The following is a 26476-nucleotide window of genomic DNA, read 5'->3' as shown; positions in this document are numbered from 1 at the left end:
GGTCCAGGGGACGGGAGTCCCATGGGGTCCTCCCTAGCAGGGAGGATTTAGGTGGGTAGAGCTCCTGAAGATTTGGGTTGGGTTGATTACCCGATATGATGCTTCGATTTCCAAAGGACACCTGTTTTCAACAGACGCGGAACGCGTCCCATAAGTGCAGTTTTGCCCATCAGGCCGAATCCGGCCTTCTTGCCAAGGGAGCCAAGCGTCCCTTTCAGCTTGATTTTGCCAAGCTTAGGTGTATGTCCGTTCCAGGCTGCATGAATCACTTCAGCGACCTGCTTGCCTTGTGCGCCTGCCGCTTGACCGCTCGGTGCGAAAGGAAGCGAGGCGCAGTCGCCGACGATATACACATTCGTATAGGCTGGCAGCTGGTGGTACTCGTTAATAACGAGACGGCCGGAATGATCCTTCGGCAGATCCATTCGTTGCACCAGATCAACGGGCTGAATGCCCGCCGTCCAAACCGTAACATCGGTGTAAATCGGCTTATCGGAGTGGCTGTCGTGCAGGATGCCAGGTTCGATCTGGCTAAGCGCAACGTGACCCATCATTTCGACGTTATGTTCACGGAACCAGTCTGCAACATAATTTTGCAGCTTGTCAGGGAACGCTGACATTACGCTTGGTCCGCGGTCGATAATGCGAATGTTCAAATCCGGCCGGCTCTCGCGCAGCTCAGCTGCAACCTCAACGCCGCTTAATCCACCGCCGACGATTGACACTTGTCCGTATGCCTTCAAGTCATTCAACTGCTGGTACGTATTGCGAGCAGCGCTGAAGGTTTGAATCGTGCATGCGTATTCTTCAGCGCCCGTTATGCCGTGAAATTTATCCGTACATCCGAGCGCAATAACAAGACTGTCATATTCCAGCTCGTTCTGGCCCTCCATTATAACAACCTGCCGTTCCATATCGACGTTCAGCACTTCGCCGTACATCAGCAGTAATTTCGGATCGCTTGGAAAAGCAACCCGCAGCTGGTGATCGCTGACCGTACCTGCTGCTAGCGCGTAGTATTCCGTCTTAAGGCCTTGAAACGGCATGCGATCGATAAGCGTAACGATCGTGTCGCTTGGAATGCCTCGTTCGATTAATTCATTGGCTACTGCCTGACCGCCGTAGCCGCCGCCTAAAATAATGACTCGTTTCATTGTTTAGCACCCATTCCATGTCCCGATTTGTAGCTATAGTGTGTCCTGCTGGGCAGGCCACCATGAATTCCAGCTTAAGTGTTTATACTATTCGTATACTTTAATTTCGTTGTACAGCGTGTCGCGTTCAATTGCGACACGTCCTGCGCCTTTAACGAGCCAGATGAGCTCGTCGCGCGTAATACCTTCCGGCGTCAATGCGCCAGCCGCGTGACTGATCCGTTCTTTGACCATCGTACCGTGTACGTCATTGGCACCCATCGTCAGCGCAACTTGCGTCAGCTGCAGACCGATGTTAATGAAATACGCTTTGATATGCTGGAAGTTATCCAGCATGAGACGGCTGATCGCGATCGTCTTCAAGTCCTCGAACGCCGAGTTGCGGCGCTTGATGCTTGCTTTTGGACTAATTGGCTGCATCGACAGCGGGATGAATACGAGGAAGCCATTCGTTTCATCTTGCAGCTCACGAATCTGCATCATGTGACGGATACGGTCTTCTTTGCTTTCGACCGAGCCGTACAACATCGTCGTGTGCGTCTTCAGGCCAAGGTTATGCGCCGCACGGTGCACTTGCAGATACTGGCTCACATCCGCTTTCGTTACTTTCATTTTCTTCCGATACTGATCGGACAAAATTTCTGCGCCGCCACCCGTGAGGGAAGCGAGACCGACTTTCATAAGCTCTTGCAGGACTTCCGTATACGACAGACCGCTAATACGGGAGAAGAAGTCGATTTCTGCAGCCGTGTATGCTTTCAACGTAACGTCTGGATAACGATCTTTCAGCGCCTTGAGCGAATCTACATAATATTGGAACGGAACATGTGGATTATGTCCGCCTACAATATGGAACTCGCGCACGCCTGGATGGTAGTGCTGGTCGACGTACTCGATCATTTGCTCGCCGGACAGCGTATAAGCGCCCTCTTGGCCTTCATCCTTACGGAAGTTGCAGAATGCGCAGTGCGCTTCGCAGACGTTCGTGAAGTAGAGACTTAGATTTTCGATAAAATAAACCTTGCGGCCGTTCTTGCGCAAATTCACTTCATTCGCAAGCTGGCCGATGGTCAGCAGGTCGTCCGATTGGTACAAAAAGACGCCGTCCTCAAGCGAAAGACGTTCACCATTACGTACTTTGTCCGCAATTTCTTGCATGCGTGATTGGTCAGTCGGTAAAATGACGTTCATACGTTTTCCCTCGCTTTCATTGCTGTAATTTTGTAGTCCCTGACTTGGTCAGCGACGGCTAAGTGGTTAAGTTTGTGAAAAAAGGAACTTGCTATTCCCTTGAAAATAACTGTACTCATTATAAACCTCAAGAAGAAGAGCGGCAACAAGAAAAGTCAGCAAGGTGACATGAATGTGTCATGAGGAAATGTTGGATTAGTAGTTCGAAAGAGAAGAGCAATGTGGTGCAATAGCGTGTCCGAAGCGGGATAATCGTCCCCTTGAGCACATGGGGCAAACGGAGTATACTAAAGGCAAAACCGTAATAATGATTCTAATCTCGAGGAGGGATTGCCGTGATTAATGTATCCGATGCGGCTATCGATAAAATAAAAGAAATGCTCGAAGCGGAGGAAACGCCAAATCTCTTCCTGCGCGTTGGCGTGAAGGAAGGCGGCTGCAGCGGCTTCTCCTACGGCATGGGCTTTGACGATGAGCGCCACGAAGACGACCAAGAGCTGGACGCAAAAGGTTTGAAAGTTGTCGTGGACAATAACAGCATCAAATATTTGAACGGCTTGGAGATCGACTGGAAGGAAGAAGGCATGAGCGGCGGCTTCACCATCTTCAATCCGAATGCATCGGCAACATGCGGATGCGGTTCGAGCTTCCGTACGGCGAAGGAAGCAGGCAACCCTGCGGCGGATCCTTGCTAAGATTTTGTAAACACGAATTCCAAGCGTAAGTTAATCAAAACTTCTGTGCATTCGAGTACGTATTCGTACACGATGCGCAGGAGTTTTTTTGTCTTTCCATATTTCAGACAACATTCAGCTTCTTTTCAATTCCAATTCATGGTCCCATGATACATTTCCTTCGGAAGAAAATATTGGGAGGGAAGTCATGAGGAACAAAATGAGCGTAACGCTGCTGAGTGCAGTTGTTATGATGTCACTGCTGGTAGGCTGCCAGTCGGAATCGAAAGCTTTGTCAGGCTCGGCGAGTGATTTGACAGATCCGATTGCTGCTAGTACTGCAACAGAAACGGAGCTTGATACCGAGTCCAATACGCTAGAAGGTTCAGCATACATAGAAGATAATGCAGATCAAGTAACAGCAGCTGGCGAGGAAGAAGCAGCATCGTCCGATCAGTCGGACAATGCTTCCAACGCTAATGAACAGACGCCATCAACTGAACAGAAGCCAGCCGCTTCAAGCTCGTCGACAACGGCAGCGAAAGAAGAGAAGAAGACTGCCGCATCAACCCAATCTGCATCTGGATCGACTACCAGCGGCAGCACCAGTAAGACGAAAGGATCAAGCAGCTCAGACACTTCTGGAAGCACTAAGAGCACAACAGCAGCGCAAAGCGCAGCAGGAACAAGTACGAAGGCGACATCCAGTTCAACAGCTGCGAAATCAGCTGCACCAGCCGATAGTTCGAATCATACATCGACAATGGGCAAGATCAAGAGCATCAGCGGCAGCAAAATAACGATTTATAAATCATCAATGTCGCAAGGCAAGCCAAGCGGACAAGCTCCAAGTGAAGGAGAGTCAGGCGATGCATCACAACCTTCCGACATGTTTACGGAGGAGACGATGGTTATTGAAGTGACAAGTTCAACGAAGCTGATCGAGATAAGCTTCGATAATAATGAGCGCACAGAACAAACCATTAAGCTAACCGATTTGAAAGAAGGAGACATACTAAGAATTCAATTAACAGACGGCACACAGCAGGCGAGCAGTATCGAGCTGAGTAGTGGAGGTTTTGGAGGCGGACAACCGCCAGGTCAGAAGCCATCTCAGGCATCGGACAGCACAAAGTAACGCTGCAAGTCTATTATCGTATACCTTTGCCCAGTTCAACTCTATTAGTCGCTACATATAATAGATTAGTTTAGGAGCAAGGGAGGGGTAAGCATGGCTATACAGTTTCTGGACGAGCGTCTGTCCGTGCATCGCAATAACAGCGCTGGGGCAGAGCCGATTACGACGACACCGCTATTCATTGGAGACATTGGGCTGCAGACGTTGGCGGCGGCTCCTGCGGGCAATGCTGATCTTGTGCGTGTTGCGTTAACAGGAATAGCTGGCGTTGCATTAGGGGTTGAACAGACGGCCAACATTACACTGACAATCGAACGTAATGGAACGGGCACAGCAGGTACGGGGACGGTTATTTATACGGATACGCTCTTTCTTGGAGGGGGCTCGTTTGACACTCCGCCAATTAGCGTTGTGGCAGGAGATTTCCCGCCAGCAAATGTCGTAGAAGTGGGACAAATCCGTTACAGCCTGTTTATTAGTTCGGATACAGATACGGGAGTCACATTGAATGGACCTGCCGTATTTAATGGCTCTGCATCGGCCGGTACGAGCTGAATTTTCATTTTCATACAATAGCCATGACAAAGGGTCGCGCTACTGCGGCTTTTTGTTTGCCGACAACGTTAAAAGGAAGCCCTGTTACAGGCTTCCTTCTGACGGTGGTTTGAATTGAGTCATTCCTTTTAACACTTCGCGTTGTTACTCGGGTAACGCTATTAGCGTGTGTGATTCAGAGAATACTCTGCAGCACAACCCCTCGCTTCCTTAGCTTCGTGGTTATCGAATTTCCTCCTGCAGTCCTTGTACCATTATTGGGTCCAATGGAGCCACACCTCTCATTCGCACCGTCGTTTAGTATTATGGTCAGCTGGCGGTTGATCTATTCATCATTTCTTAACATTGCGGAACAAAATTGTGCTAATCGCTAATATATTGTTGTGACTTCGTAAATTAGTATCATACCGGATGAAAAAAGAGGCCCTCGCGGGCCTCTCTGACGGTGGTTAGAAATTGAGTTCATTCTCATCAACACTTCGCGTTGTTACTCGGGTAACGCTTGTGAAAGCGTGCGTGAATCAGAGATACTCTGCGACACAACCCCTCGCTTCCTAGGCTTCGTGATCAACTAAATGTCTCCTGCAGTCCTTGTACCATTATCGGGTCCAATGGAGCCACACCTCTCATTCGCACCGTCATTAAGTATTATGGACGGTGGAGACGTTATTTATACATGGTCAAATCAATAAAACCATGAAGCACGATAGCCTCCAATCACCACCTTCATTTGATCCGATTATTGCCATGAAATAGCAATCTGAGGGAGTTTGGCGAATTGAAGGGAGCATCCTAGCCCGTTTTGCGTTATAATAGACGTTTGTAAGGAAAGAAGCTAGGAGTTGATTGGAATTGAAACAAGGTAATAACAAGATTGGACGCAATGAAAGTTGTCCATGTGGCAGTGGACTTAAGTATAAGCGCTGCTGTTTAGAGAAGGTTCAACAACAAGGACGGCAGACGGTGGAAGGGACAGCGGCATCCGCAGATGCAGCAAGCCAGAATGCACCTGTTACAGCAGAAGGCATGCTTAAGTGGATCCATGAGCTTTCATGGAAGCGTACGGAAGATCAGCAGCTTGCAGAAATGCTTGTAGAGCGGATGCACGGCACAGAGCCGTCGATTATCATCCGTGCGATCTGGGTATGGCACTGCTACGCTGATGAGACGGCACCTGCTTATGCGAAGCCAGAGGTTTATTGCGCAGCGATCGAATATTTGATGAGCGAAGCTCATGGATTGTCGAATACACAGAAGGGGCTTGCAACCAAATACGGTGTTTCGCCAACGACGCTGTCGAAGCGATATCGCGAGCTTGCAGCTTTCTTCGATAATCGTGCAGTGGATTCCCCTGCCGTGAAGGTGCCAGAAGTCGCGCTGGTGTAGTTAAGGGTTAGGTAAAGTGGCGCATCGACCTGCCGCATGGTAGTGACGGACGATGGACATGATGAGAAACAGGTGGCGATGAATCATGGATCTACAGTCAGATGTATGTATCGTTGGTGCAGGGCCTGGCGGCGCATTGCTTGCCGTTCTATTGGCGGAGGCAGGCCTATCGGTCGTCGTACTCGAGCGGCATGCCAGCGTGTTCAAAGAGTTTCGGGGCGAGCTTGTGAATGAAGATGGCGAGCGGATACTGAATAAGCATCATGTGCTTGATGAAGTGAGGCGTCTAGGCATGCTGCTTCTACAGCGCATTGAGTATATGGAGAATGGCGAGTTAATTCGCACGGTACAGCCCGGTGAAGGCCATGTCCATGTCGGCATTCATACGCCGCAGAAGCATTTGCTCCAGGTGCTGTTCGATCGGCTGGAAGCGAATCCGAACGCGAAGCTGCTCACAGGCGTAACGGTCACGCAGCTGCTGAAGGACGAGGAAGGCAAAGTCGTAGGCGTCAGCGGACGACATGGCAGTGAGACGATTGCCGTTCGCAGCCGTGTCACAGTAGGTGCAGACGGACGGTATTCAACCGTTCGTAAGCTTGCCGGTATCCCGACCGATGTGCTTAGTCATGGGTATGACCTGCTGTGGGCACGCATTCCTTCGCCGGAAGGCTGGGAGCCAATCATTCGAATGACGCTGGCACACGATGCGCAGCTAGCTTTATTCACACAGCAAGGCGGCTATATTCAGATCGGCTGGAGCATACCGGAAGGCTTGTATGCCGAGCTGAAGAAAAAGCCAATCGATGATCTAGTCGACAAGTTAGCGGAGGCTTACCCAGACTTAGAGAAGACTGCGCGGGCAAATCTGCAATCATGGAGCGACTTTGTTCTGCTCAAGGTGCACAGCAGCCGAGCAGACAGTTGGGTTCGGGATGGATTCGTCATCATGGGCGATGCAGCACATACGATGAGCCCAACGGGAGCGTTCGGACTCAACTGCGCGCTGAACGATGCCGATACGCTTGCGAACGTATTACGCGAAGCGCTGGCCGAAGGGAATACGAGCGCAGCGAGGCTCGCGGAGTTCGAACGTACGAATCGGCAGCCGACCGAAGCGCTTCAGGATAAGCAGTTGGAGATGGAGCGGACGTTCTCTGGGCAATTCGGCCTATAATAGAACCCAAATGATAGAACCGGCAAGCCTTAGGGCTTGCCGTTTTATTTTGTACCCCATACAAATGATGCCCTTCTAGTGTCCTGCTCTATCAACTAGTAAAACAGGCTCTTCTCAAGCGTCATTCATCCAAGAGACTTCTATCTCCGAGGCATATGCTAGTGTATAACGATTGGGAGAGGGAGAAGATTGCCATGGTAGAGTCGCATAGCAGACAGCTGGCTAGCAAATGGGTCAAAACAGCTGCACTTCTCAGCAACACCCTTCTGGCAGCGCATGTTCCGCCAACACGGATTTATTCAGCTAATCATTTGAAATCGATGCTTAGCGAGCATGAAATGGTCGTTATCAAACCGGTTTGCGGAGCGGGTGGCCACGGTGTCATCAAGGTGCAGAAGGAAGGAAACGGTTACGCATATACGTACTATTCAAAGAAAGGCTATGCTTCCTCGTTCGATGGGCTGTATGCTGCACTGAATAGAGTAAAGAAGAAACGTTCTTATTTGATCCAGAAAGGCATTCGCCTTGCGACAATCGGAGGGCGTCCAATCGACTACCGGGTCAAATATGTTAAGACGGAAACGGGATGGGTATATCGTTCCATGGTTGGACGTCTTGCGAAGCCAGGGCTGTTCGTCACGAATTTGTGCCGGGGCGGCACGATGATGACAGCAGCGCAGGGAATTAGCCGTTCGTTGTCGTCAGGCATGGTCGCCAGTAAGAAGCAAGAAATGCGCACGCTTACGGTTACGGCAACACGAGTGCTTGAAACGAAGTTCCCAGGCATCGGCCAGCTTGGCTTCGACTACGGCATCGATAAGAACGGTAAGATCTGGATCTTCGAAGTGAACACGAGACCGCAATAAAAGAAGGAGGGTTTCGGGGAATTCCTTCTTCATCGTGGAGCATAACCACATAGTATATGATACAAAATGTTAATTATTCCACTTAGTGCTGATTAAAGTTTTTTATGCGAAATCGCTATCCCAAGGCTGTGAATAAGAGTATCCACATATTAGCCTTAGCTCCTGCTTGTAATTTGCTGTTTTCCCACATCTTGTACACACGCTGTCCACACGATATTGTGGATATTCGGAACGCTTGTTCCGTTTTTAGGCCCATGCTAAGATGAGTTAGGAAAAACGGAAACAAGTGGAAAGGAGTGTGGGACATGGAGCTGCTGTCTGATGACCTGCTGGTTGACTCTTATTATATGGCGGTACAATTACATCTCGAAACGGAATTTATTCGATTGCTCCTAAGTGAGATACAACGCAGAGGGATCAACCCAGACAGCTACCGTTTAGGAGCGTAGAGCGGCCAGAACGAAAGCTTCATCGCGAAATGGGCTCACTCCATCACGACCTCAACAACGAACGTGTGGGAGCAATGCGAGCAATAAGCTGAATGACGGCATACAGGTACGTCCTCTAGTTGAGTAGCTGCGAACATATCCTCGAATTCAATGGGTTCATAAGGCGCGTATGGTCCGTTCCAGTCACTAGCCCTGCCGTAGTCTTCTGCAGCATAAGAGCACGCGGGGCAGACGAGATCAAGCATTCGGATGCCATTGCAAACCGCGCACAATAACATATGGGTATCCCTCCTCGGTGTCGATGAATCATTTCCAAGGTAGGATACCCTATTTTCTTTCGGATGATTAGATTTCCATTATGGCTTTAGCATCGATAAAGGAGTGCTTATAGCTTCATATTGCTGCTATGGCCGGGCGACAGCTTCGCGTTCGGATCAATATAAACTTTGGCGTTGTTCACCGCAGTTGGAGCCTCGCCGAACCCGACGGCAATCAGCTTTAGTTTGCCAGGGTAAGTTGCAATGTCGCCAGCTGCGAATATACCCGGTATGCTCGTTTCCATTCTGGAGTCGACGACGATTGAACCGCCGTCGATATGGATTCCCCATTCGGCAATTGGACCAAGAGAAGAGATAAAGCCGAAATTAACGATAACAGCGTCTACGCTTAGCTCCTGCCGCTCCTTCGTTTTCACATGCTCCAGCGTCACCTGCTCGATAGCGTCAGCGCCGTGCAGCTCAACGATTTCATTAGAGGTGGCCAGCCGGACACTTGATTTATATAAATTGTCTACACTATGCTCATGCGCCCGGAATTTATCGCGCCGATGGACAAGCGTAACGCTTGCAGCAATCGGCTCCAGCATAAGTGCCCAGTCAACAGCGGAATCTCCTCCGCCGCTAATGACGACGTTTTGCCCCGCGAACTTCTGCAGATCACTTACAAAGTAGTGCAAGTTCCTTTTCTCGTATCGTGCAGCTTCCGGCAGCTCAAGTCTTCTTGGCTCGAATGCACCAACACCAGCGGTAATGATGACAGATTTAGCGAAGTAGACGGACTTATCGGTCTGAACCTCGAATAACCGCTCATCGCGTTTGATGACCTGCGTTACTTTCTCCTCCAGACATACCTCGGAGTCGAACAGCTTCATCTGCTCTTGCAGCTGATGGACAAGCTCCCCGGCAGTGACCTTCGGAAATCCAGCTACATCATAAATGTATTTCTCCGGATAAAGGGCTGCGAGCTGGCCGCCAAGTTGGGGCATACTTTCAATAATCTTGACAGAGGCTTGACGCATCCCGCAGTAGAATGCGGCAAACATCCCTGTAGGGCCTCCTCCGATCACGATAATATCGGTAACGGATTCATCGAGTGGTTGCTGGGGTATATTGGACATGTTGCACCTCCTGAATTGTGAATGCGCATTGCAAAGCAAACAGATTCATTCAGATCAGCATAGGCAAAAGACGCTACTTAAGCATACGCTTAAGTAAGGGCAGTCAGCAGTCCTGTCAAGGAAAATAGAAGGTCTCTTTCTGACCGGACGTATGCTTTCATTATAGCTCTTCAAAGCAGTGTCAGGAAGCAACCGATTGGAACTTCTGACGAACATTTTCGTATATTTAACCATTGAACTTTTCATGAAAACTATGTATCATTTTTCATGGATATTACGTTCGACATGCTCTGTCGACACTGCAACGGACAACTTTTTTAGAAAAGAAGAGACATACTTATTATTTTAATTTTAGCCTTGTGTAATTTTTCACATAGAATAATGTTATCGATCACCTATATAGATACACATATAAACAACGGATAGGATGGGATTCAAATCATGAGCAATATTCCGAAAATCGTCATTTTAGGCGCCGGCTATGGTGGCGTACTGACGGCACTTCGTCTGCAAAAGCAGCTTAATTATAATGAAGCAGACGTTACGCTCGTGAATAAACACGATTATCACTATATAACGACTCATCTTCATATGCCAGCTGCAGGCACGGACAATCCCGAGAATGCCCGCGTCAGCATTTCGAAGCTGATCGATGAGTTTAAAATTGATTTCGTCAAATCGACGGTTGTTCAAATTCGTCCACAGGATAAGAAAGTCATCCTCGAAGACGGTACGCTGTCGTATGACTATCTTGTTATTGGCCTTGGCGGCGAGCCGGAAACGTTCGGCATTCCAGGTCTGCTTGAGCATGCCATGAACATTCGCAGCATTAACTCGGTTCGCCTTATCCGCGAGCATATTGAATATCAATTCGCGCGCTTCAAGCGTGAACCGCATCGCACGGACTACCTGACGTTCGTTATCGGCGGCGCAGGCTTCACGGGCATCGAGTTTGTCGGAGAACTCGCAGACCGTATCCCAGAACTGTGCAAGGAGTTCGACGTAGATCCGAATCTGGTGAAGATTTATAACGTTGAAGCCGGCCCATCCGCGCTTCCTGGCTTTGATCCCGAGCTTGTTGAGTATGCGATGAACGTGCTGACGAAGAAAGGTGTTACGTTCAAAATCGGCACGGCGATCAAATCGTGCTCCCAAGACGGCGTCGTTGTACAGAAGGGCGAAGATCCGCAGGAAGAGATCCGTTCGCAGACCGTTATCTGGTCCGGCGGTGTTCGCGGTAACCGCTTGATCGAGGAAGCAGGCTTCGAGACGATGCGCGGCCGCGTGAAGGTGGATGACCAACTACGCGTTCCGGGCAGCGACCATGTATACGTCGTGGGCGACAACTCGCTTATGTTTAATCCGGAAGGGCGTCCATATCCGCCAACGGCACAGATCGCTATGCAGCAGGGCGTTGTATGTGCGCACAACCTGGTCGCATCGATCCGTAACCAGCCGCTGAAAAATTTCGTATTCAGCAACAAAGGCACGGTTGCGTCGCTCGGCAAGGGGGAGGCTGTCGGCATCGCATTCGGCAAGAAGTATAAAGGCCGTGTCGCTGCTTGGCTGAAAAAGCTGATCGACATCCGCTACCTATTCATTATCGGTGGTCTGCCACTTGTGTTCCGCAAAGGAAAATTCCTATAATGCGCCATTGCAGCGTGCAAGTTCGTGGTTTGTTGACAAGAGACGAGCTTGATCGATATAATTCGCTTATGGAAGTTGGTTCCTTTCTTGAATCCCAAGATCGCTACGATCTGGCCTACCATGTCCAGAAAGAAGTCGACCTGCTCATTATGCCTGCCATCGAACGGTTGAAGGATAAAGGCCGTGAGCGTGATCGGGCTACGGCAGAGTACTTGGAAGAGAAACGTCGCCAACAGCTGGCAGCGGAACTAGCGGAACTCGATAACGAAGACGACGACTAATCAATCACAACTAGTGACGATACATCAAGAGCGCTCGCTTACAGCATGACTTTGTTATGTTGTAGGCGAGCGCTTTTTTTGTGCGCATCTTGGAAGGGGTTTCATGGATGAACAGCTTACAGACTCGCATCGTGCTTGTATTTTCCATCATTATTACGATTTCCGCCGCCGTGCTCGGCTTCACCATCGTGAATGACGCGCAGCGGCTTGTCGTGCATTCGCTTGGAACGCAGGCGCAGACCATTGCCGAGCATGCAGCCTCCATCATTGATACGGAGCAGTATGGAGCGTTGACGCCCGAGAGCAGCACCGATGGTTATTATGCAGAGCTTCGCGTGAAACTCGATGAGATGAAACAGGCGTATGGGTTGAAGTATCTCTATACGATGGGCAGAACCGTACAGAATGGACAGGCCGAATACTATTACATGGTAGATGGCGCTCCGCTTGAACAGACAGAGGATGTATCTGCGCTTGGCGAGGTGGAAGAGGAGCAGTTCCCTGGTCTTGTTCGAACATTTGATGAGAAGAAGCCGATGGTTGGCGAGCTGACGAATGATGAAGAATACGGAGCAACCGTCACCGCCTACATTCCAATTCTCAACGGAGCAGGCGCAATGATTGGCGTAGTCGGAGCAGATTTCGACGCGACGGATGTGTACGCACTCATGCAGCGGAACCGTACAACGGCGTTAATCATAGGGCTGGCCGTTCTAGTTATTTCGCTTGTTATTACGCTGTTATTCGCTAAGCGACTTGTCAGTCCATTGAAGCGTCTGACACAGGAGATGGCGCGTGTCCAACAGGGGGATCTGACTGTACGTGTAACGGCACGAGGCAAGGATGAGACAGGTAGGCTGGCAGGTGCATTCCAATCGATGGTCGATGATCTGCGGGTCATGATAAGCCGCTTGAATGATAATGCGGTTCAACTGCACTCCGCATCACAAGAATTGACGGCAAGCGCCGAGCATACGCAATATAATGCCGATCAGATCGCGGACTTGATTCGTGTGACCGAGGTAGAGAGCGTTAAACAGACCAACCGCTCCGAGGACGTCATGTCCGCCATTATCGAGACCGATTATTCCGTGCAGCGTATTGCGAGTGCTGCGAATGTTGTTGCGGCAGCTTCTCATGATACAGCGGCAGAGGCGGCTGCGGGCGGGCAATCGGTTCAACAGGCATTAGCTCAGATGGAATCGATCCACCGGAATACGGCGCAGATGAAAGAGGATGTTGAGAATTTATCGGAGCATTCGGACCAAATTCGATCCGTTATGGAGATGATTGGCGCGATTGCTTCCCAGACGAACCTGCTGTCGCTCAATGCCGCAATTGAAGCGGCTAGAGCAGGCGAGGAAGGTCGCGGCTTCGCAGTTGTTGCCGAGCAGGTGAGGAAGCTTGCTGCGCAGTCGGAGGAATCTGCCCGCGTCGTTGCAGAACTGATCACGGACATGCTTAGCCGGATTGAGCGAATTGTTCAATCCGTAACGAGTGGCAACCAAGAAGCGGAGCAGGGACTTATTATCGCACGACGCGCAGAGCTCGCTTTCGCCTCCATTACAGAAGACATTGGCAAAGTGTCGGCGCAGATGGACGAGCTGTCGGATGTGGCTGCACGTATGGCTGAGGGCTCGAAGGAGGCCAATGCTGCCAGCACGGAGCTGGCGAGCAGTATTCAATTGGCATCGCAGCAGTTCGCACGCGTTACGGCTTCGGCCGAGGAACAGTCCGCATCGATGCGTCAAATCTTCGCCTCATCGGAGTCCCTCTCCGGCATGGCGAACCAAATGACCGATATGATAGCGAAGTTCAAAGCATAGCAGCGTAGGGGTGCGGCCATAACAAAAGAAGAGGACGTAGGCGCTATGCCCTCGTCCTCTTTACTATTTTAGATAGCCAGCAGCTTAGTCAGCGTCTCCGCATCCATCAGGTTGCCGACATAGAAGTCGCCGAACTCGCCAAATCGTGCGCTTACTTCATCGAAACGCATTTCGTATACGAGCTTTTTGAATTGCAGCGCATCGTCCGCGAACAGCGTAACGCCCCATTCCCAGTTGTCGAAGCCGACGGAGCCGGTAATGATCTGCTTTACTTTGCCAGCGTACTGACGGCCGATCATGCCGTGGCTGCGCATCATTGTTTTGCGGTCATCCATGCTCAGCATGTACCAGTTGTCGCCGCCTTCGCGACGTTTGTTCATGGGGTAGAAGCAAATATGCTTCGCCTTTGGAAGTGCCGGCTTCAAGCGAGCAACGACCTCTGGGATTTGCAGTGGATCTACGCCGGGTTGACCCATGTAGTTACTGAGTTCAACGATGCTGACGTAGGAGTACGTTGGTTTCGTGAAAGCGGCAAAGGCCGATTTGTTGAACGCTGTTTCGAGTTCATTGAGCTCTTCGAGCGTCTCGCGCAGGTGGAAAATAACGAAATCAGCCTTCTGGCCGACGATCGTGTATACCGCTGTGCTGCCTTGCTTCTGCTCGCCTGTTTGCTCCCATGCGGAGAGGAACGATTGGAGCTCGTCCGATGCAGCTGCGCGCTCAGCTGCGCTTGCTGCCTTCCAAGCCTGCCAGTCGATCGAACGGAAATCATGCAGGGCGTACCAGCCCTCTAACGTTTGTGCTGCTTCACTCATTTTCAATACCTCCGTGGCTGCCTATTTTTTTCAATTGTTTTCATTGTAGCGTAATGGGCATCCATACGGCAAATGGCGGACTTGTGACATTTGATCATAGCAAATTGACTTCAGCACACGCTTTCATTAGAATAAAATCGATATACATATACTAGAATACGGATGCGTACGTCCGTTCACGTAGAGTAAAGGGGTTAACGGCATATGGTTCAATTGATCGTGGCAATGGTGCTGTTCTTTATTATGATGTTCGGCATCGGGTTCATTCTGAATATGCTTATGAAGACGACCTGGTTCCCTATTTATTTGTTCATTATTGTGCTGCTGCCGCTTATGATCTGGGGAACATGGGATAAGAGCATTTCGTTTAGCGAAAACTTTACATCCTTCACATTCGTAGATGTGCTGCCGGCTATTACGGCACTTGTTGGTGCTTACGTCAGTGGCTGGACGATTCAAGCGCTCCGCCGCGGCGGTTACAAAATGTTCTAGTGTGCGAAAAAGTTTATCGATTCCCCTGATGTGTGCATCGGGGGAATTTTCTTTCATAGCAGGTCGCGCATCTTCGACAGACCTCGATGGAGGTTTTTTCATTATTCGACGTATGCCAAGCGGCACATCATTTGTGATAGAATGAGAGGAAACATAGAACGGATGGGGTGGATACAATGCGCATCGGTCATTTGATGCAGTTTACGGAACACCACCGATACTACACGTTTCGAGGTTTTTCGCTAAGCCCGCTGGACACGCGGATGCTTTCTCTTATTTATCAGCCGATGATAGGCGCTTCAGCGATCGGACTGTACCAGCTGCTGTACCACAGCGTCATGGAAGGACGGACAGGCTATTCCACGGTTGAGCCGCATCGGATGCTGTTTCTGGCGCTTGGGCTGCAGATGAATGAGAACGGACGGAAAAGGCTGCTAAACGATACGTCTCGGCTTGAAGCGGTAGGTCTTCTGCAAACGTCACGGCTTGCAGTGCCGGACAATGATGATTATGTATACGAATATGAGCTTACAGCGCCGCTGTCACCGGAAGAGTTTTTCCGCAATCAGCATCTGTCGCTGCTGCTGCGGGATCAGATCGGGAAGTATGCGGTTATCGCGCTGCGTGAATCATTCAATTCGAAGGAGCCGGACGAGCTGGCAGAAGCGCGTTGGAATAAAGAAAATATTTCGGTGCCATTCTACGAGCTGTTTCGTCTGAATACGTCGAAGGTCGATGACGAGCTGGAGCAGGCGCTTAGTGAAGTGGCGCCGTCCCGGCAGCCTTCGGTACCGAAGCCGCCGCCGTCAGAGACGGCAGGCCTTACCGTTGGGGAGCTGCTCATGCGTTTCCCGCGCGGAGCGGTCAACCGCAAGTATGTCGAGCGTCTGCGCGGTGACGACGATGCCATGGCGCAGCTTAATTACGTCGCATACAAGTACAATATCGGCGCGGCCGACATTTGCCGATTGCTTGATGAAGACGGCGTATTCACGCCGCAAGGCGATCTGCTGGTGGACGAGCTTCAGCTTCGTGCGAACCAAATGTATCGTCAGGATAAGAAGCGCGAAGCAGACCGCCAGCGCATAACGGCTAGAACGAACATGATGGCTGCTGCGGAGGATAACGACGAGCAGGATGAGGAAGATGAATATGGCGTACCGGAGGAGCTGTTTATGCCGGTTCCGAAGCAGTTGGAAGGCCGCTGTGACGTTGCGCAGTACAACATGCTCATGCGCAATGAGCCGCATACACGGTTCCTTCAGCGATATTTCCCAGGTGCTGTGCCGGAATGGATCGACCGGACCTTCGAGCGGATCGACTTGAATTACAAGCTTCCTCCATCTGTCATTAACGTACTCATTCATTATGTTATTGGCGCAAACGATTCGCAGCGCGTAACGAAGACGTTTATTGAAGCAGTTGCCTCTAACATGCTGCTGAAGGGAATCGATACGTTCGAGAAGGCAGTCGGTTATGTGCGTGAACAGCAGCAGATGGAAACGGATCGGGCACGCCAGCAGCAGGCTGGCGCTGCAGCGCCTTCGCGCTCAGGAGGAGCTCAAGGACGCGGAAGAGGCCGAGCCGGGGCTGGCGCGGCACGGAAGCCGGCGATACCGATTGTACAGGCTCAAGAGCAGAACGCTGCACCGTCGGCTGAGAAGCTGGAAGAGCTGCGGCGGTTAGCGCGTAAGCTGGATGGTAAGAAATAAGAACATGGACGAGGACGGAAAGGATGAACCAGCATGGAATCGCTTGGCGAATTGCTGAAACGGACGCCAATGGGCAGCGAAGCTCTTAGGCGTTCCGCTGAATTGATGGACGGGCTGCTTGCGGACCCGCTCGTAGAGCGGTTTCGCGCGAAGTACCCAGAGCTGGATAACAATACAATCCGTCTCAATTTGAATCGGTTCTATCAGTATGTGAAGGAATACCGCAATTGCGAGCGGTGTCCAGGTCTTGATCTATGCCCGAACGATTTCGAGGGCCATTATACGATGCTGTCCTGTGAGAATGTGAACGGAGAAGTGCGTCTGTACGATCGCAAGGTATCCTGTAAAAAGTTCATTGCCCGTCAGAATGAGGAACAAATTCGGAGCCGGGTCCGCAGCTTCTACATCGATGAGACGGCACTTCGCAACGGCTATTCAGCGGAAGAAATTATTACGAACGATCTAGGCCGCATGGAAGCCGTTGGACAACTGCTCGAATATATCGATCGGACGAAGGAGCAAGGCTTGCAGCCGTCTGGTTTGTATTTGGAAGGCCATTTCGGCACGGGCAAGACGTTCCTCATGTGCTACATGCTGCATGAGCTTGCGAAGGCGGGCTATTCCGGCGTGATTGTCTACATGCCGGATTTCGTGGAAGACCTGAAGGCGATGATGCACGAGCCTGGTAAGCTGAAGGAAACGGTCGATATGATGAAGGAGACCGACCTGCTTATTTTTGACGATATAGGGGCGGAGAACTTAAGTCCTTGGGTGCGTGACCATGTGATGGGCGGCATTCTGAACTATCGGATGCAGCGGAAGCCTACGTTCTACACGTCGAACCTTGATATCGAAGCGCTTGAGCAGCACTTCAGCTTTACGAGCAAGGAAGGCGATGATCGTCATAAGGGCGAGCGGCTTATGGAGCGGATACGCTCCTATGTGGATGTTATTCGAGTGACGGGAACGAACAAGCGGAAGCGCTAATAGAAGTCAAATACAGCCGGATGAGGATTACTCATCCGGTTTTTTGTGTGCCTGCAGGCTGGCAGCAAACGGCATTCGTCTATACGAGGAGGAACCCGTATTTATGCTCATACTAAGCTTGGTTACCTATATGATTCGGAAGGGGCTAATCTAGTGCAGGCACAACGGCCAGGCAAGCATACCTTAGTGAAGGCTGTCGCAGCTGCGTCAGTCGTCATCATGTTATCCGCATGCGGAAGCAATGTACAGCCGAACGAACCACAGAATCACTCGAAATCACAAGCAATCAAAGGGCCCAATCCAATTACGGTACATGCGAAAGACAATACCGTGCATAAGATCAGATTGCATTCGTATTCCTCGACGCCACCGACGAACACGGTTAGCCGAAGCCGCAGCTACCAGACGAGTGAACCAACAGATAAACAAATTCATCATCAGTTCATCGAACGAATTAATGAGCTGGCCAACAATGGGCAGATGGTGAATGCGGACAATTTTGTCGTAGGCAAAACCCTTATTACCGAAGTGCATAAGGCATGGGGCGAGCCTAACCGTAAGGTAAACGGCTTTCAGGAGTACATGCCGGGTATGATGAAAGGGACGATTGCATTCGCTGTTGGCCGCGGGGATGTGCTAAAGGAAATTCGGATTTCGGAGACAGCATTGGATCCGATCAAGGATGGCGTCAAAATCACATCAACAGAGGTTCGATCAACGCTCGGCAAGCCCTTCTCGATGCGTAAGTCTGGCAAGAAGACGATTCTCGTGTACAAAAAGGGATCGTATCAGTTGAAGTTCGCTTATACGACGCCAAAGCCTGCGCGGGGGCAAACGAATGCCGCGATTGATTACGTCAGCGTCGTGTCGCCGAAGGCGGCCAAGCCGATGGGAGCGCGCTAAAGCTGCCCATCTCATTCTATAAGATTACGGAAAAAGCAGGTTTCCATGGCTGAAAGAGGCCAACGGAGATCTGCTTTTTGCATACCCAAAATAAGCCCCAATAATCAAATCTTATAATCCTTATCAGATTTATTGAAATTAGTCGTTGACACTGGCAACGGTTGCCTGATAGAATCAGTACATCAAACATAACCAACTAAACAGGTAGGGATTAATTGATATTATCTTAAGGGGTGTATGGTCTATGGCAAAACGGTCTACTTTGAAATGGTTCTCGATTATTCTCGCAGTATCTCTGGTGCTGACAGCTTGCGGTTCGAAAGATAAAGAGGACAAAGCAAGCGGCGATAAAGCAGCATCCACAGGAACAGGAACGACAACGGAGCAAACGACAACCGATACGGAGAAGAAAGAGCCGCTTAAGCCGGTTGAGCTTCTGAACGTATCTTATGATCCAACCCGCGAATTGTATGAAGCATATAACAAAGCTTTCGCTGCTCACTGGAAGGAAGAAACAGGTCAAGAGGTAACGATCAAACAGTCGCATGGCGGCTCCGGCAAACAAAGCTTGGCAGTAATCGACGGTTTGAAAGCGGACGTTGTAACACTTGCACTTGGCTATGATATCGACGCAATTCAAGAGAAGGGCCTGATCAACCAAGGCTGGCAGAGCAAGTTCGAAAGCAACAGCTCGCCGTACACGTCGACGATCGTCTTCCTCGTTCGTAAGGGCAACCCGAAGGGCATCAAAGACTGGGACGATCTGGTGAAGGACGACATCGAAGTCATTACACCGAATCCGAAGACATCCGGCGGTGCACGTTGGAACTATCTCGCAGCTTGGGGGTATGCGCTGAAACATAACAACAACGACGAGACGAAGGCGCAAGAGTTCGTACAGAAGCTGTACAAAAATGTACCGGTACTCGACTCCGGCGCACGCGGCTCCACGACGACGTTCGTAGAGCGCGGAATTGGCGACGTGCTGCTTGCTTGGGAGAACGAAGCATTCCTGTCCATCAATGAGCTCGGACCAGACAAATTCGAAATCGTCTACCCATCGCTCAGCATCCTGGCTGAACCGCCAGTTGCAGTTGTAGATAAAGTGGCTGACGATCGCGGTACACGTGAAGTATCCGAAGCTTATCTGAAATACTTGTATTCGGAAGAAGGCCAACGCATCGCAGCTCAGAACTACTACCGTCCACGTCTGCAATCGGTAGCGGATGAGTTCAAGGATCAATTCAAATCGCTTGAACTGCTGACGATCGACAATGATTTCGGCGGTTGGCAAGAAGCTCAGAAGAAGCATTTCGCTGACGGCGGTATTTTCGATAAAATCTACGTTCCAGGCAAATAAGCAATGATATTGATCTTACAGATTTCGCAAGGAGCTGACTTCACATGAAAGGTTCCGCTATCCGCCGGGTTCTTCCAGGATTCAATCTCTCGCTCGGCTATACGATCTTCTACTTGAGCGTCATCGTTCTCATCCCACTCTCCGGCGTGTTCATCAAGACCGCCGGGATGGGATGGTCGGACTTCTGGCATACGATTTGGAATACGCGTGTAATTGCTGCTTATAAGATCAGCTTTCTTACCGCGCTGTCTGCAGCTGGCATTAACGCCGTGTTCGGATTGCTGATCGCTTGGGTGCTCGTACGTTATAAGTTTCCAGGCAAATCCATCGTCGACAGCCTCGTTGATCTGCCTTTTGCACTGCCAACAGCGGTTGCGGGTATCGCACTGACGACGATTTATGCTCAGAATGGCCTCATTGGCTCGAAGCTGGAGCCGCTAGGCATTAAGGTGGCGTTCACACCGCTCGGGATTACGATCGCACTCGTCTTCATCGGTCTTCCATTCGTCGTAAGGACCGTACAGCCGATCTTGCAGGATCTTGAGAAGGACACGGAGGAAGCGGCCGTTATGTTAGGTGCCCATCGGTGGCGGACATTCAGCCGAATTATTTTACCTGAGATTACGCCAGCTCTGTTGACGGGCTTTGCACTCGCATTTGCGCGTGGTATCGGTGAGTATGGCTCGGTTGTGTTCATCTCCGGCAATATGCCATTACGGACCGAGATAACGCCATTGCTCATTATGACGAAGCTGGAGCAGTTCGATTACGCAGGTGCGACAGCGATTGCCCTCGTCATGCTCGTCTTCTCCTTCATTGCGCTGCTGATCATTAACGTCCTGCAGTCCAGAATAAGTAAGCGGACGACATCAGCATAATTCATAACGAAGGGGAGGAATTGTAGATGGCTGGAGCGGTTACGGCACATTTATCGGAAGAAGCATCGGTTAGACCGAAGCATATTAATGAATCTGGTTTTGTTCGGTTCGTGTTGATTGGCGTTGCGCTCTTATTTCTCACACTGATGGTCGTATTGCCGCTCGTCACCGTGTTCTATGAGGGGCTGAAGAAAGGGTGGGATGTTTATGTCGCAGCGCTGACCGATTCGGATGCGAAGTCGGCACTCAAGCTGACGCTCATCGTATCGCTAATCGCGATTCCGCTGAATACGGTATTCGGCATTATGGCCGCCTGGCTCATTACGAAGTTTAAGTTCCGTGGTCGTAACTTCCTGATCACGCTGATTGATTTGCCTTTTGCCGTATCGCCGGTTATTTCGGGACTTATCTATGTACTCTTATTCGGGGCGCAAGGGTTTCTTGGTCCCTGGCTCGATGATCATGGCATTCAAATTGTATTCGCACTGCCAGGCATCATTCTGGCAACGGTGTTCGTCACCTTCCCATTCGTGGCACGCGAGCTCATTCCGCTAATGGACGCCCAAGGGGTTCAAGAGGAAGAAGCAGCTGTCAGCCTGGGTGCTAAGGGCTTCAAGCTGTTCTGGCATGTGACGCTGCCGAACATCAAGTGGGGATTGCTGTACGGTATTATTTTGTGCAACGCGAGGGCGATGGGGGAGTTCGGTGCGGTGTCGGTCATCTCCGGCCACATTCGCGGCGAGACGAACACGCTGCCGCTGCACATTGAAATCCTATATAACGAATATCAGTTTTCTGCTTCGTTTGCTGTCGCATCCTTGCTTGTGATGCTGGCGCTTATCACATTGGTAGCTAAGAAATTAATTGAGTGGAGGGGATCGAAATGGCAAAGCAAGTCGAACTGAATGATTGGTGGCAGGAGCGCATCTCGGATCAATTAAAAGGAATGGAATACGGTTCCGTACTCATTACGGTTCATGATGGGCGTATCGTTCAGATCGATCGGACGGAACGCAAACGGTTCGACCCTTCCGCAGGTGTGGCGCCTGCAGCAGTGAACTCGGATTCCGCGCAGGAGAAAAAGACTGCTCAATCGCTCAAATCGGCTTCGCGCAGCAGCAAGGTTGCGAACGGTTAAGGTTCGAGTCAATTATTCGGTAGCTAATAGGCTTCCTGTAAGGGTCATTCCTCCCATCCAGCTTATGCTGATGGGAGGGGTGGCCTTATTTGTCAGCTTCGCTTTCGAATCGGGTACAATAAGGGGGAAGGTACAAGTTCGGAGGTGGAGAATCGATGGAAAAGGATTCGGTTAGCGAAGACGTGCAGCAGGAGCGATTGTTTATCGCACTGGCGCTGCCGGAGTCGTTAAAGCAGGCTTTCAGTGTACAGATGAATCTGATTCGTGATGCGCTGCCGTTCAAACGGTGGGTGCATCCGATGGATTTGCATGTGACGCTGCAGTTTCTCGGCGATGTGCCGAAGGATCGGATAGCGGGCATCGATGCTGCGCTGCAGGACTTCTCGACGCCTAGCGGTTGGTCGTCAGAGCTTAAGGTCGGTATCAGCGGCTTAGGTGTATTCGGACGACGGGAACGTCCGTCAGTGCTGTGGGCGGGCATTGAGACGGATATGAGGCAGCTCGAACGTTTGCAGCGTAAAGTGGTGGAAGCGATGAAACCTCTAGGTTTTGAGCCGGAGCAGCGGCCTTATAAGCCGCATCTGACGCTCGCGCGCAACTATGCTGGGGCATTGCCTTTTGAACAGGCGGCACTGCGGGTGGGAGAAAACGTGTCCAGCGCCGAGTGGAACTGGGAAGCAGGTGCAATTACGCTATATAAGAGTAATACGCGGGCGAAGCCCTCGTATGAGGCAATTGGCGTATATGCGATAAAGAAATGAAAAAGGCTCCGTACCGGCATTAGCCGATCGGAGCCTTCGCATGAGTCATTAGGATTGAACGAACTTGATAATGACCATTCCGAAGAAGACGATGGTCATGAATGCAAGCATACCGCCGAAGCCAAATACGACGTCTTTCAGGTCATCGCGCGGCTCTTGGTTCACGTGTGCGCGTGGATCTTCCACTGCATATTGCGTGTTGTTCATCGCTTTCAAATCCCCCTCGACGTTACCATAAATATATAGTTGTAGTATAACCAACTACGTAAACAATTGTAAAGAGGTCGTCCAAAAACTCCCCTTTTGATCCTTTTTGAACACGATCGTACAGCAAAAACCAGACAAACCTGTAGGCTAACGTATGCTACAATAGACAGGATGGCGCATTGCGCTTGAATTCATGCATGTTCTTACGTTCGGAGGGAGACCGATGGATCGGCGAGGAAACACAGGAGACAGAGACGCATCTGCGGAGTTGATCCGGAGCAAGCTGGCGCTGCTGCCGGATGCGCCGGGCTGTTATTTAATGAAGAACGGCGAAGGGACGATCATCTACGTCGGCAAGGCGAAGGTGCTGAAGAACCGGGTTCGCTCCTATTTCAACGGCTCGCATAACGGCAAGACGCAGCGACTCGTCTCCGAAATCCGCGATTTTGAATATATTGTAGTTGGCAGCAACATGGAGTCACTCATTCTCGAGTGCAATCTGATCAAGCAGTATCACCCGCGTTACAACGTATTACTGAAGGACGACAAGACATTTCCTTATATCAAAATAACGAATGAGCGCCATCCGAAGCTGGAGGTTACGCGTCGGGTGCTGAAGGACAAGGCCAAATATTTTGGCCCGTATCCGAACGCTTTTGCGGCTCAACAGACCAAGAAGCTGCTCGATCGCCTCTATCCGCTTCGCAAATGCAATACGTTGCCGGACAAGGTGTGTCTGTATTACCACATTGGCCAATGTATCGCGCCATGCGAATATCCGGTGGAGACAAGCGAGTACGATCGGATGATTCAGGCGATCACGAAGTTTCTTAATGGCGGTCAGGACGAAGTGAAGGCGGAGCTTCAGCGCAAAATGGAAGCAGCCGCAGAGACGCTCGAATTCGAACGTGCCAAGGAATATCGCGATCAGATTATGGCTATCGACGCGATCGTCGAGAAACAGAAGATTACGCTTGCGGATGCGGTTGACCGCGACGTATTCGGCTACGCCGTTGATAAGGGCTGGATGAGTGTGCAAATTCTGTACATGCGTTCGGGTAAAATGGTGGAGCGCCGCTCCTCGTCATTCCCGTATTACGGTGAAGCGTATGACGACTTCGTCACGTTCGTGGCGCAATATTATAGCGAGAATCCGGCGCTGCCGCGTGAGATTCTGCTGCCGTCCCCGCCAGAGGAGCAGGGGGAAGAAGCATCGAAGGAAACTTCGGATGCTTCTGAATCAGAAGTGACACAGGTTGTTAGTGAAGAAACAGCTGCACAAGCAGAGGTCGTGGAAACTTCTGATGCTGTTGTTGACGCAGAAGAAGGCGAGGACCAAGCGCCTGCTGGCTCACGAGCGAACGATATCCGTGAGTCGCTGCAGAAGTGGCTGAACGTGAAGGTATTCGTGCCGCAGCGCGGGAAGAAGCGGGATGTCGTACGAATGGCCTGCAACAATGCGAAGGTGTCGCTGGACGAGAAGTTCAAGCTGATCGAACGGGATGAGGAGCGCAGCGTGAAGGCGACCGAATCGCTTGCCGGCTGGCTCGGACTCGAATCGGTACACCGCATTGAGGCGTTCGATAACTCGAACATTCAAGGTACGAACCCGGTATCGGCTATGGTCGTCTTCACGGACGGCAAGCCGGATCGGAAAGAGTACCGCAAATATAAAGTGCGTACCGTCGTCGGCGCGGACGACTACGAGACGATGCGCGAAGTAATCCGCCGTCGTTACGAGCGGGTGCTTAAGGAAGATCTTCAACGTCCTGATCTAATCGTTGTCGATGGCGGCAGAGGCCAAATCGCCGTAGCGCTCGACGTATTGGAGAACGAGCTTGGATTGTCCATTCCAGTGTGCGGCCTCGTTAAAGATGCGAAGCACCGGACCGCCCAGCTCATGACCGGCGACCCGCCTGAGATCGTACCACTGCCGCGCGACAGCCAAGAGTTTTACCTGCTGCAACGCATCCAGGATGAGGTGCACCGCTTCGCCATTACGTTCCACCGCGAACAGCGCGGCAAGTCGATGGTCGCCTCGCGTCTCGACTCCATCCCAGGTATCGGAGAGAAGCGCCGTAAAGCGCTGCTCAAGCATTTTGGCTCGCTCAAGAAAATCCGTGAGGCGTCCATCGAGGACTTCAAGCCTCTCTCCATTGGCGAGAAGCTTGCGACACAGATCTTGCAGGCGCTTAGAGAGGAAGAGAGCTCGGAGGGGGATGCGGAAGCCGGAGTGCCGGAGAATGAGGAATAGTAGGAATGCATTGCTACACCTTTGACCAACGAGACATACTTGCATACCTTCTAGTCTAGTAGAAAAGGGATGATTCCAATTGACTATCAAAGCGGTCCTCTTTGATCTAGACGGTACATTGCTTGATCGGGACTCTTCGCTGCTTGCATTCGTGAACGATCAATACGATCGAATGCCTGCTTTTCAAGCGGTGGAGAAAGAACAGTTCGTACAGCGGTTTATCGAGCTGGATAATCACGGTTATGTGTGGAAGGACAAAGTGTATCAGCAGCTGATTGAGGAGTTTGAGATTGCAGATGTCGATTGGGCAGACTGCTTGCACGATTATGTGAGCAGCTTCCAACAGCATTGCATCGGCTTTGCGAATCTGCAGAGCATGCTCGCGAAGCTGAAGGAGCATGACATCAAGATAGCGCTTATATCTAACGGCTTTGGGCAGTTTCAATACGATAATTTCAAGGCGCTTAACATCGAGCATTTGTTTGATGAAGTGTTGATATCCGAGTGGGAGGGACTGCGCAAGCCCGACCCTGCAATTTTCCATCGAGCATTAACGAAGCTTGGCGTCACTGCTGAGGATGCATTATTCGTAGGGGATCATCCCGACAACGACATTCGTGCAAGCCGCGAGGTTGGCATGAGAGCCGTTTGGAAAAGGTCCGCTCCGTATGAATCAGTTGAGCATGCCAATGCGGTCATTGACGATTTAGAGGAACTTATTACGATTGTACTGCCTTAATACGAAAAGAAGCTGGTTAGCCTAGTAAGAACAAGGCTGCCAGCTTTTTTTTGTTCATCTGCTAATTGCGTAACTGTCGCATAAGCAGACAAGTAACATCAACTGTCTATAACTGTCTATAACGAATAAAAACAGTGATGCAGAAGCGATCCACATCACTGAATCCTAACTTCTCGAGACGGGGGCGTATTGTATCGGTTGCCACAGCGGCTATTGCTGCAAAATCCGTTTAATTTAAACGCTAACGGTGGCTATAGGTGTTATTGGAGCCCGCAGAAACATATCCGACTGAAACATGCCCCTATAAGCCCTCTAACAACCGTCCCTCGTATTTAAGGGTTTCTCCCACGAATGCTCAACCATTCGCAGGATTTCAACTATTAAGATGTCGGATGAAACGATGGAATTAGGGCTGACAGTTGTTGATGACACAGTCGGGGTATGCAGGAACAGAAGTTGCGTTGATGCGCACTTCTCTTTAAGTTCTACTGCA

Annotated in this window: 27 protein-coding genes; 21 read left to right on the top strand and 6 right to left on the bottom strand. The window is 50.7% G+C overall.

What is annotated here, in order from left to right; translation table 11 throughout:
- Positions 1 to 86: 86 nt before the first annotated feature.
- Both DFQ01_RS26990 and mqnE read right to left on the bottom strand, forming a co-directional pair.
- Positions 87 to 1154, bottom strand: coding sequence for an NAD(P)/FAD-dependent oxidoreductase (locus tag DFQ01_RS26990; protein ID WP_110047053.1), 1068 nt, complete (start codon positions 1152 to 1154; stop codon positions 87 to 89).
- An 87-nt stretch (positions 1155 to 1241) separates the two neighbouring features.
- Complete coding sequence (mqnE, locus tag DFQ01_RS26985) at positions 1242 to 2345, bottom strand: aminofutalosine synthase MqnE (protein WP_110047052.1); 1104 nt, start codon at positions 2343 to 2345, stop codon at positions 1242 to 1244.
- A gap of 335 nt (positions 2346 to 2680) precedes the next feature.
- Here mqnE and erpA point away from each other — a divergent pair, with 335 nt between their 5' ends.
- From erpA to sda, 7 genes are all read left to right on the top strand, one after another.
- A complete protein-coding gene (gene erpA / locus DFQ01_RS26980) occupies positions 2681 to 3040 on the top strand; it encodes an iron-sulfur cluster insertion protein ErpA (RefSeq protein ID WP_110047051.1) in 360 nt (119 codons plus the stop codon).
- A 187-nt stretch (positions 3041 to 3227) separates the two neighbouring features.
- Entirely contained in the window at positions 3228 to 4157 is a 930-nt protein-coding gene (locus DFQ01_RS26975) for a hypothetical protein (protein WP_110047050.1), read from the top strand.
- Positions 4158 to 4250: 93 nt separating this feature from the next.
- Positions 4251 to 4712, top strand: a complete 462-nt coding sequence (locus DFQ01_RS26970; RefSeq protein WP_110047049.1) for a hypothetical protein — start codon at positions 4251 to 4253, stop codon at positions 4710 to 4712.
- An 852-nt stretch (positions 4713 to 5564) separates the two neighbouring features.
- Positions 5565 to 6098 carry an SEC-C metal-binding domain-containing protein gene (locus tag DFQ01_RS26965; protein WP_174812798.1) on the top strand — a complete coding sequence of 178 codons (534 nt, stop codon included), beginning with the start codon at positions 5565 to 5567 and terminating at the stop codon, positions 6096 to 6098.
- Positions 6099 to 6183: 85 nt separating this feature from the next.
- A complete protein-coding gene (locus tag DFQ01_RS26960) occupies positions 6184 to 7272 on the top strand; it encodes an FAD-dependent monooxygenase (protein WP_110047047.1) in 1089 nt (362 codons plus the stop codon).
- Positions 7273 to 7466: 194 nt separating this feature from the next.
- Positions 7467 to 8138, top strand: a complete 672-nt coding sequence (locus DFQ01_RS26955) for a YheC/YheD family protein (protein WP_110047046.1) — start codon at positions 7467 to 7469, stop codon at positions 8136 to 8138.
- Between the two features lie 305 nt (positions 8139 to 8443).
- On the top strand, positions 8444 to 8587 hold the full coding sequence (gene sda / locus DFQ01_RS26950) for a sporulation histidine kinase inhibitor Sda (RefSeq protein ID WP_110047045.1): 144 nt from the start codon (positions 8444 to 8446) through the stop codon (positions 8585 to 8587).
- Positions 8588 to 8622: 35 nt separating this feature from the next.
- On the opposite strand, the gene DFQ01_RS26945 is transcribed toward sda, so the two are convergent.
- The gene (locus DFQ01_RS26945; RefSeq protein ID WP_110047044.1) at positions 8623 to 8865 is read right to left on the bottom strand and encodes a hypothetical protein; all 243 of its coding nucleotides are present in this window, start codon (positions 8863 to 8865) and stop codon (positions 8623 to 8625) included.
- Positions 8866 to 8972: 107 nt separating this feature from the next.
- Positions 8973 to 9983, bottom strand: a complete 1011-nt coding sequence (locus tag DFQ01_RS26940) for an NAD(P)/FAD-dependent oxidoreductase (RefSeq protein ID WP_110047043.1) — start codon at positions 9981 to 9983, stop codon at positions 8973 to 8975.
- Between the two features lie 441 nt (positions 9984 to 10424).
- Between DFQ01_RS26940 and DFQ01_RS26935 the strand changes: the two genes are divergently transcribed.
- The 3 genes from DFQ01_RS26935 (at position 10425) to DFQ01_RS26925 (ending at position 13737) form a co-directional block, all read left to right on the top strand.
- Positions 10425 to 11630, top strand: coding sequence for an NAD(P)/FAD-dependent oxidoreductase (locus DFQ01_RS26935; protein ID WP_110047042.1), 1206 nt, complete (start codon positions 10425 to 10427; stop codon positions 11628 to 11630).
- A complete protein-coding gene (locus DFQ01_RS26930; RefSeq protein ID WP_110047041.1) occupies positions 11630 to 11911 on the top strand; it encodes a hypothetical protein in 282 nt (93 codons plus the stop codon). The genes DFQ01_RS26935 and DFQ01_RS26930 overlap by 1 nt, the downstream gene beginning before the upstream one ends.
- A gap of 107 nt (positions 11912 to 12018) precedes the next feature.
- A complete protein-coding gene (locus tag DFQ01_RS26925) occupies positions 12019 to 13737 on the top strand; it encodes a methyl-accepting chemotaxis protein (RefSeq protein ID WP_110047040.1) in 1719 nt (572 codons plus the stop codon).
- A gap of 68 nt (positions 13738 to 13805) precedes the next feature.
- On the opposite strand, the gene hemQ is transcribed toward DFQ01_RS26925, so the two are convergent.
- A complete protein-coding gene (hemQ, locus tag DFQ01_RS26920; RefSeq protein WP_110047039.1) occupies positions 13806 to 14552 on the bottom strand; it encodes a hydrogen peroxide-dependent heme synthase in 747 nt (248 codons plus the stop codon).
- A gap of 204 nt (positions 14553 to 14756) precedes the next feature.
- On the opposite strand from hemQ, the gene DFQ01_RS26915 reads away from it, so the two are divergent.
- The 9 genes from DFQ01_RS26915 (at position 14757) to thpR (ending at position 22783) form a co-directional block, all read left to right on the top strand.
- Complete coding sequence (locus DFQ01_RS26915; RefSeq protein WP_110047038.1) at positions 14757 to 15044, top strand: YuiB family protein; 288 nt, start codon at positions 14757 to 14759, stop codon at positions 15042 to 15044.
- A 176-nt stretch (positions 15045 to 15220) separates the two neighbouring features.
- Positions 15221 to 16756 (top strand): DnaD domain protein, encoded by a 1536-nt coding sequence (locus DFQ01_RS26910; RefSeq protein WP_110047037.1) that lies wholly within the window; start codon positions 15221 to 15223, stop codon positions 16754 to 16756.
- 33 nt (positions 16757 to 16789) lie between these two features.
- A complete protein-coding gene (gene dnaI, locus DFQ01_RS26905; protein WP_110047036.1) occupies positions 16790 to 17743 on the top strand; it encodes a primosomal protein DnaI in 954 nt (317 codons plus the stop codon).
- Between the two features lie 153 nt (positions 17744 to 17896).
- On the top strand, positions 17897 to 18646 hold the full coding sequence (locus DFQ01_RS26900; protein WP_110047035.1) for a DUF4309 domain-containing protein: 750 nt from the start codon (positions 17897 to 17899) through the stop codon (positions 18644 to 18646).
- 244 nt (positions 18647 to 18890) lie between these two features.
- Positions 18891 to 20006 carry a sulfate ABC transporter substrate-binding protein gene (locus DFQ01_RS26895; RefSeq protein ID WP_110047034.1) on the top strand — a complete coding sequence of 372 codons (1116 nt, stop codon included), beginning with the start codon at positions 18891 to 18893 and terminating at the stop codon, positions 20004 to 20006.
- Positions 20007 to 20050: 44 nt separating this feature from the next.
- Positions 20051 to 20884, top strand: a complete 834-nt coding sequence (gene cysT, locus DFQ01_RS26890) for a sulfate ABC transporter permease subunit CysT (protein ID WP_110047033.1) — start codon at positions 20051 to 20053, stop codon at positions 20882 to 20884.
- A gap of 26 nt (positions 20885 to 20910) precedes the next feature.
- The gene (cysW, locus tag DFQ01_RS26885) at positions 20911 to 21789 is read left to right on the top strand and encodes a sulfate ABC transporter permease subunit CysW (RefSeq protein ID WP_110047032.1); all 879 of its coding nucleotides are present in this window, start codon (positions 20911 to 20913) and stop codon (positions 21787 to 21789) included.
- Positions 21768 to 22022 carry a YezD family protein gene (locus tag DFQ01_RS26880; protein WP_110047031.1) on the top strand — a complete coding sequence of 85 codons (255 nt, stop codon included), beginning with the start codon at positions 21768 to 21770 and terminating at the stop codon, positions 22020 to 22022. The genes cysW and DFQ01_RS26880 overlap by 22 nt, the downstream gene beginning before the upstream one ends.
- A gap of 155 nt (positions 22023 to 22177) precedes the next feature.
- Entirely contained in the window at positions 22178 to 22783 is a 606-nt protein-coding gene (gene thpR, locus DFQ01_RS26875; RefSeq protein WP_110047030.1) for an RNA 2',3'-cyclic phosphodiesterase, read from the top strand.
- Positions 22784 to 22831: 48 nt separating this feature from the next.
- Here thpR and DFQ01_RS26870 read toward each other — a convergent pair whose 3' ends face one another.
- Complete coding sequence (locus DFQ01_RS26870) at positions 22832 to 22990, bottom strand: YqzM family protein (RefSeq protein WP_110047029.1); 159 nt, start codon at positions 22988 to 22990, stop codon at positions 22832 to 22834.
- A gap of 223 nt (positions 22991 to 23213) precedes the next feature.
- On the opposite strand from DFQ01_RS26870, the gene uvrC reads away from it, so the two are divergent.
- Both uvrC and DFQ01_RS26860 read left to right on the top strand, forming a co-directional pair.
- A complete protein-coding gene (gene uvrC / locus DFQ01_RS26865; RefSeq protein ID WP_110047028.1) occupies positions 23214 to 25244 on the top strand; it encodes an excinuclease ABC subunit UvrC in 2031 nt (676 codons plus the stop codon).
- 79 nt (positions 25245 to 25323) lie between these two features.
- Positions 25324 to 25983 carry an HAD family hydrolase gene (locus tag DFQ01_RS26860; RefSeq protein ID WP_110047027.1) on the top strand — a complete coding sequence of 220 codons (660 nt, stop codon included), beginning with the start codon at positions 25324 to 25326 and terminating at the stop codon, positions 25981 to 25983.
- Positions 25984 to 26476: the final 493 nt, after the last annotated feature.

The organism is Paenibacillus cellulosilyticus, from assembly GCF_003182255.1.
GTDB lineage: Bacteria > Bacillota > Bacilli > Paenibacillales > Paenibacillaceae > Paenibacillus_T > Paenibacillus_T cellulosilyticus.
The sequence above is the reverse complement of the archived record's forward strand: the minus strand, read 5'-3'. Positions and strand labels throughout refer to the sequence as shown.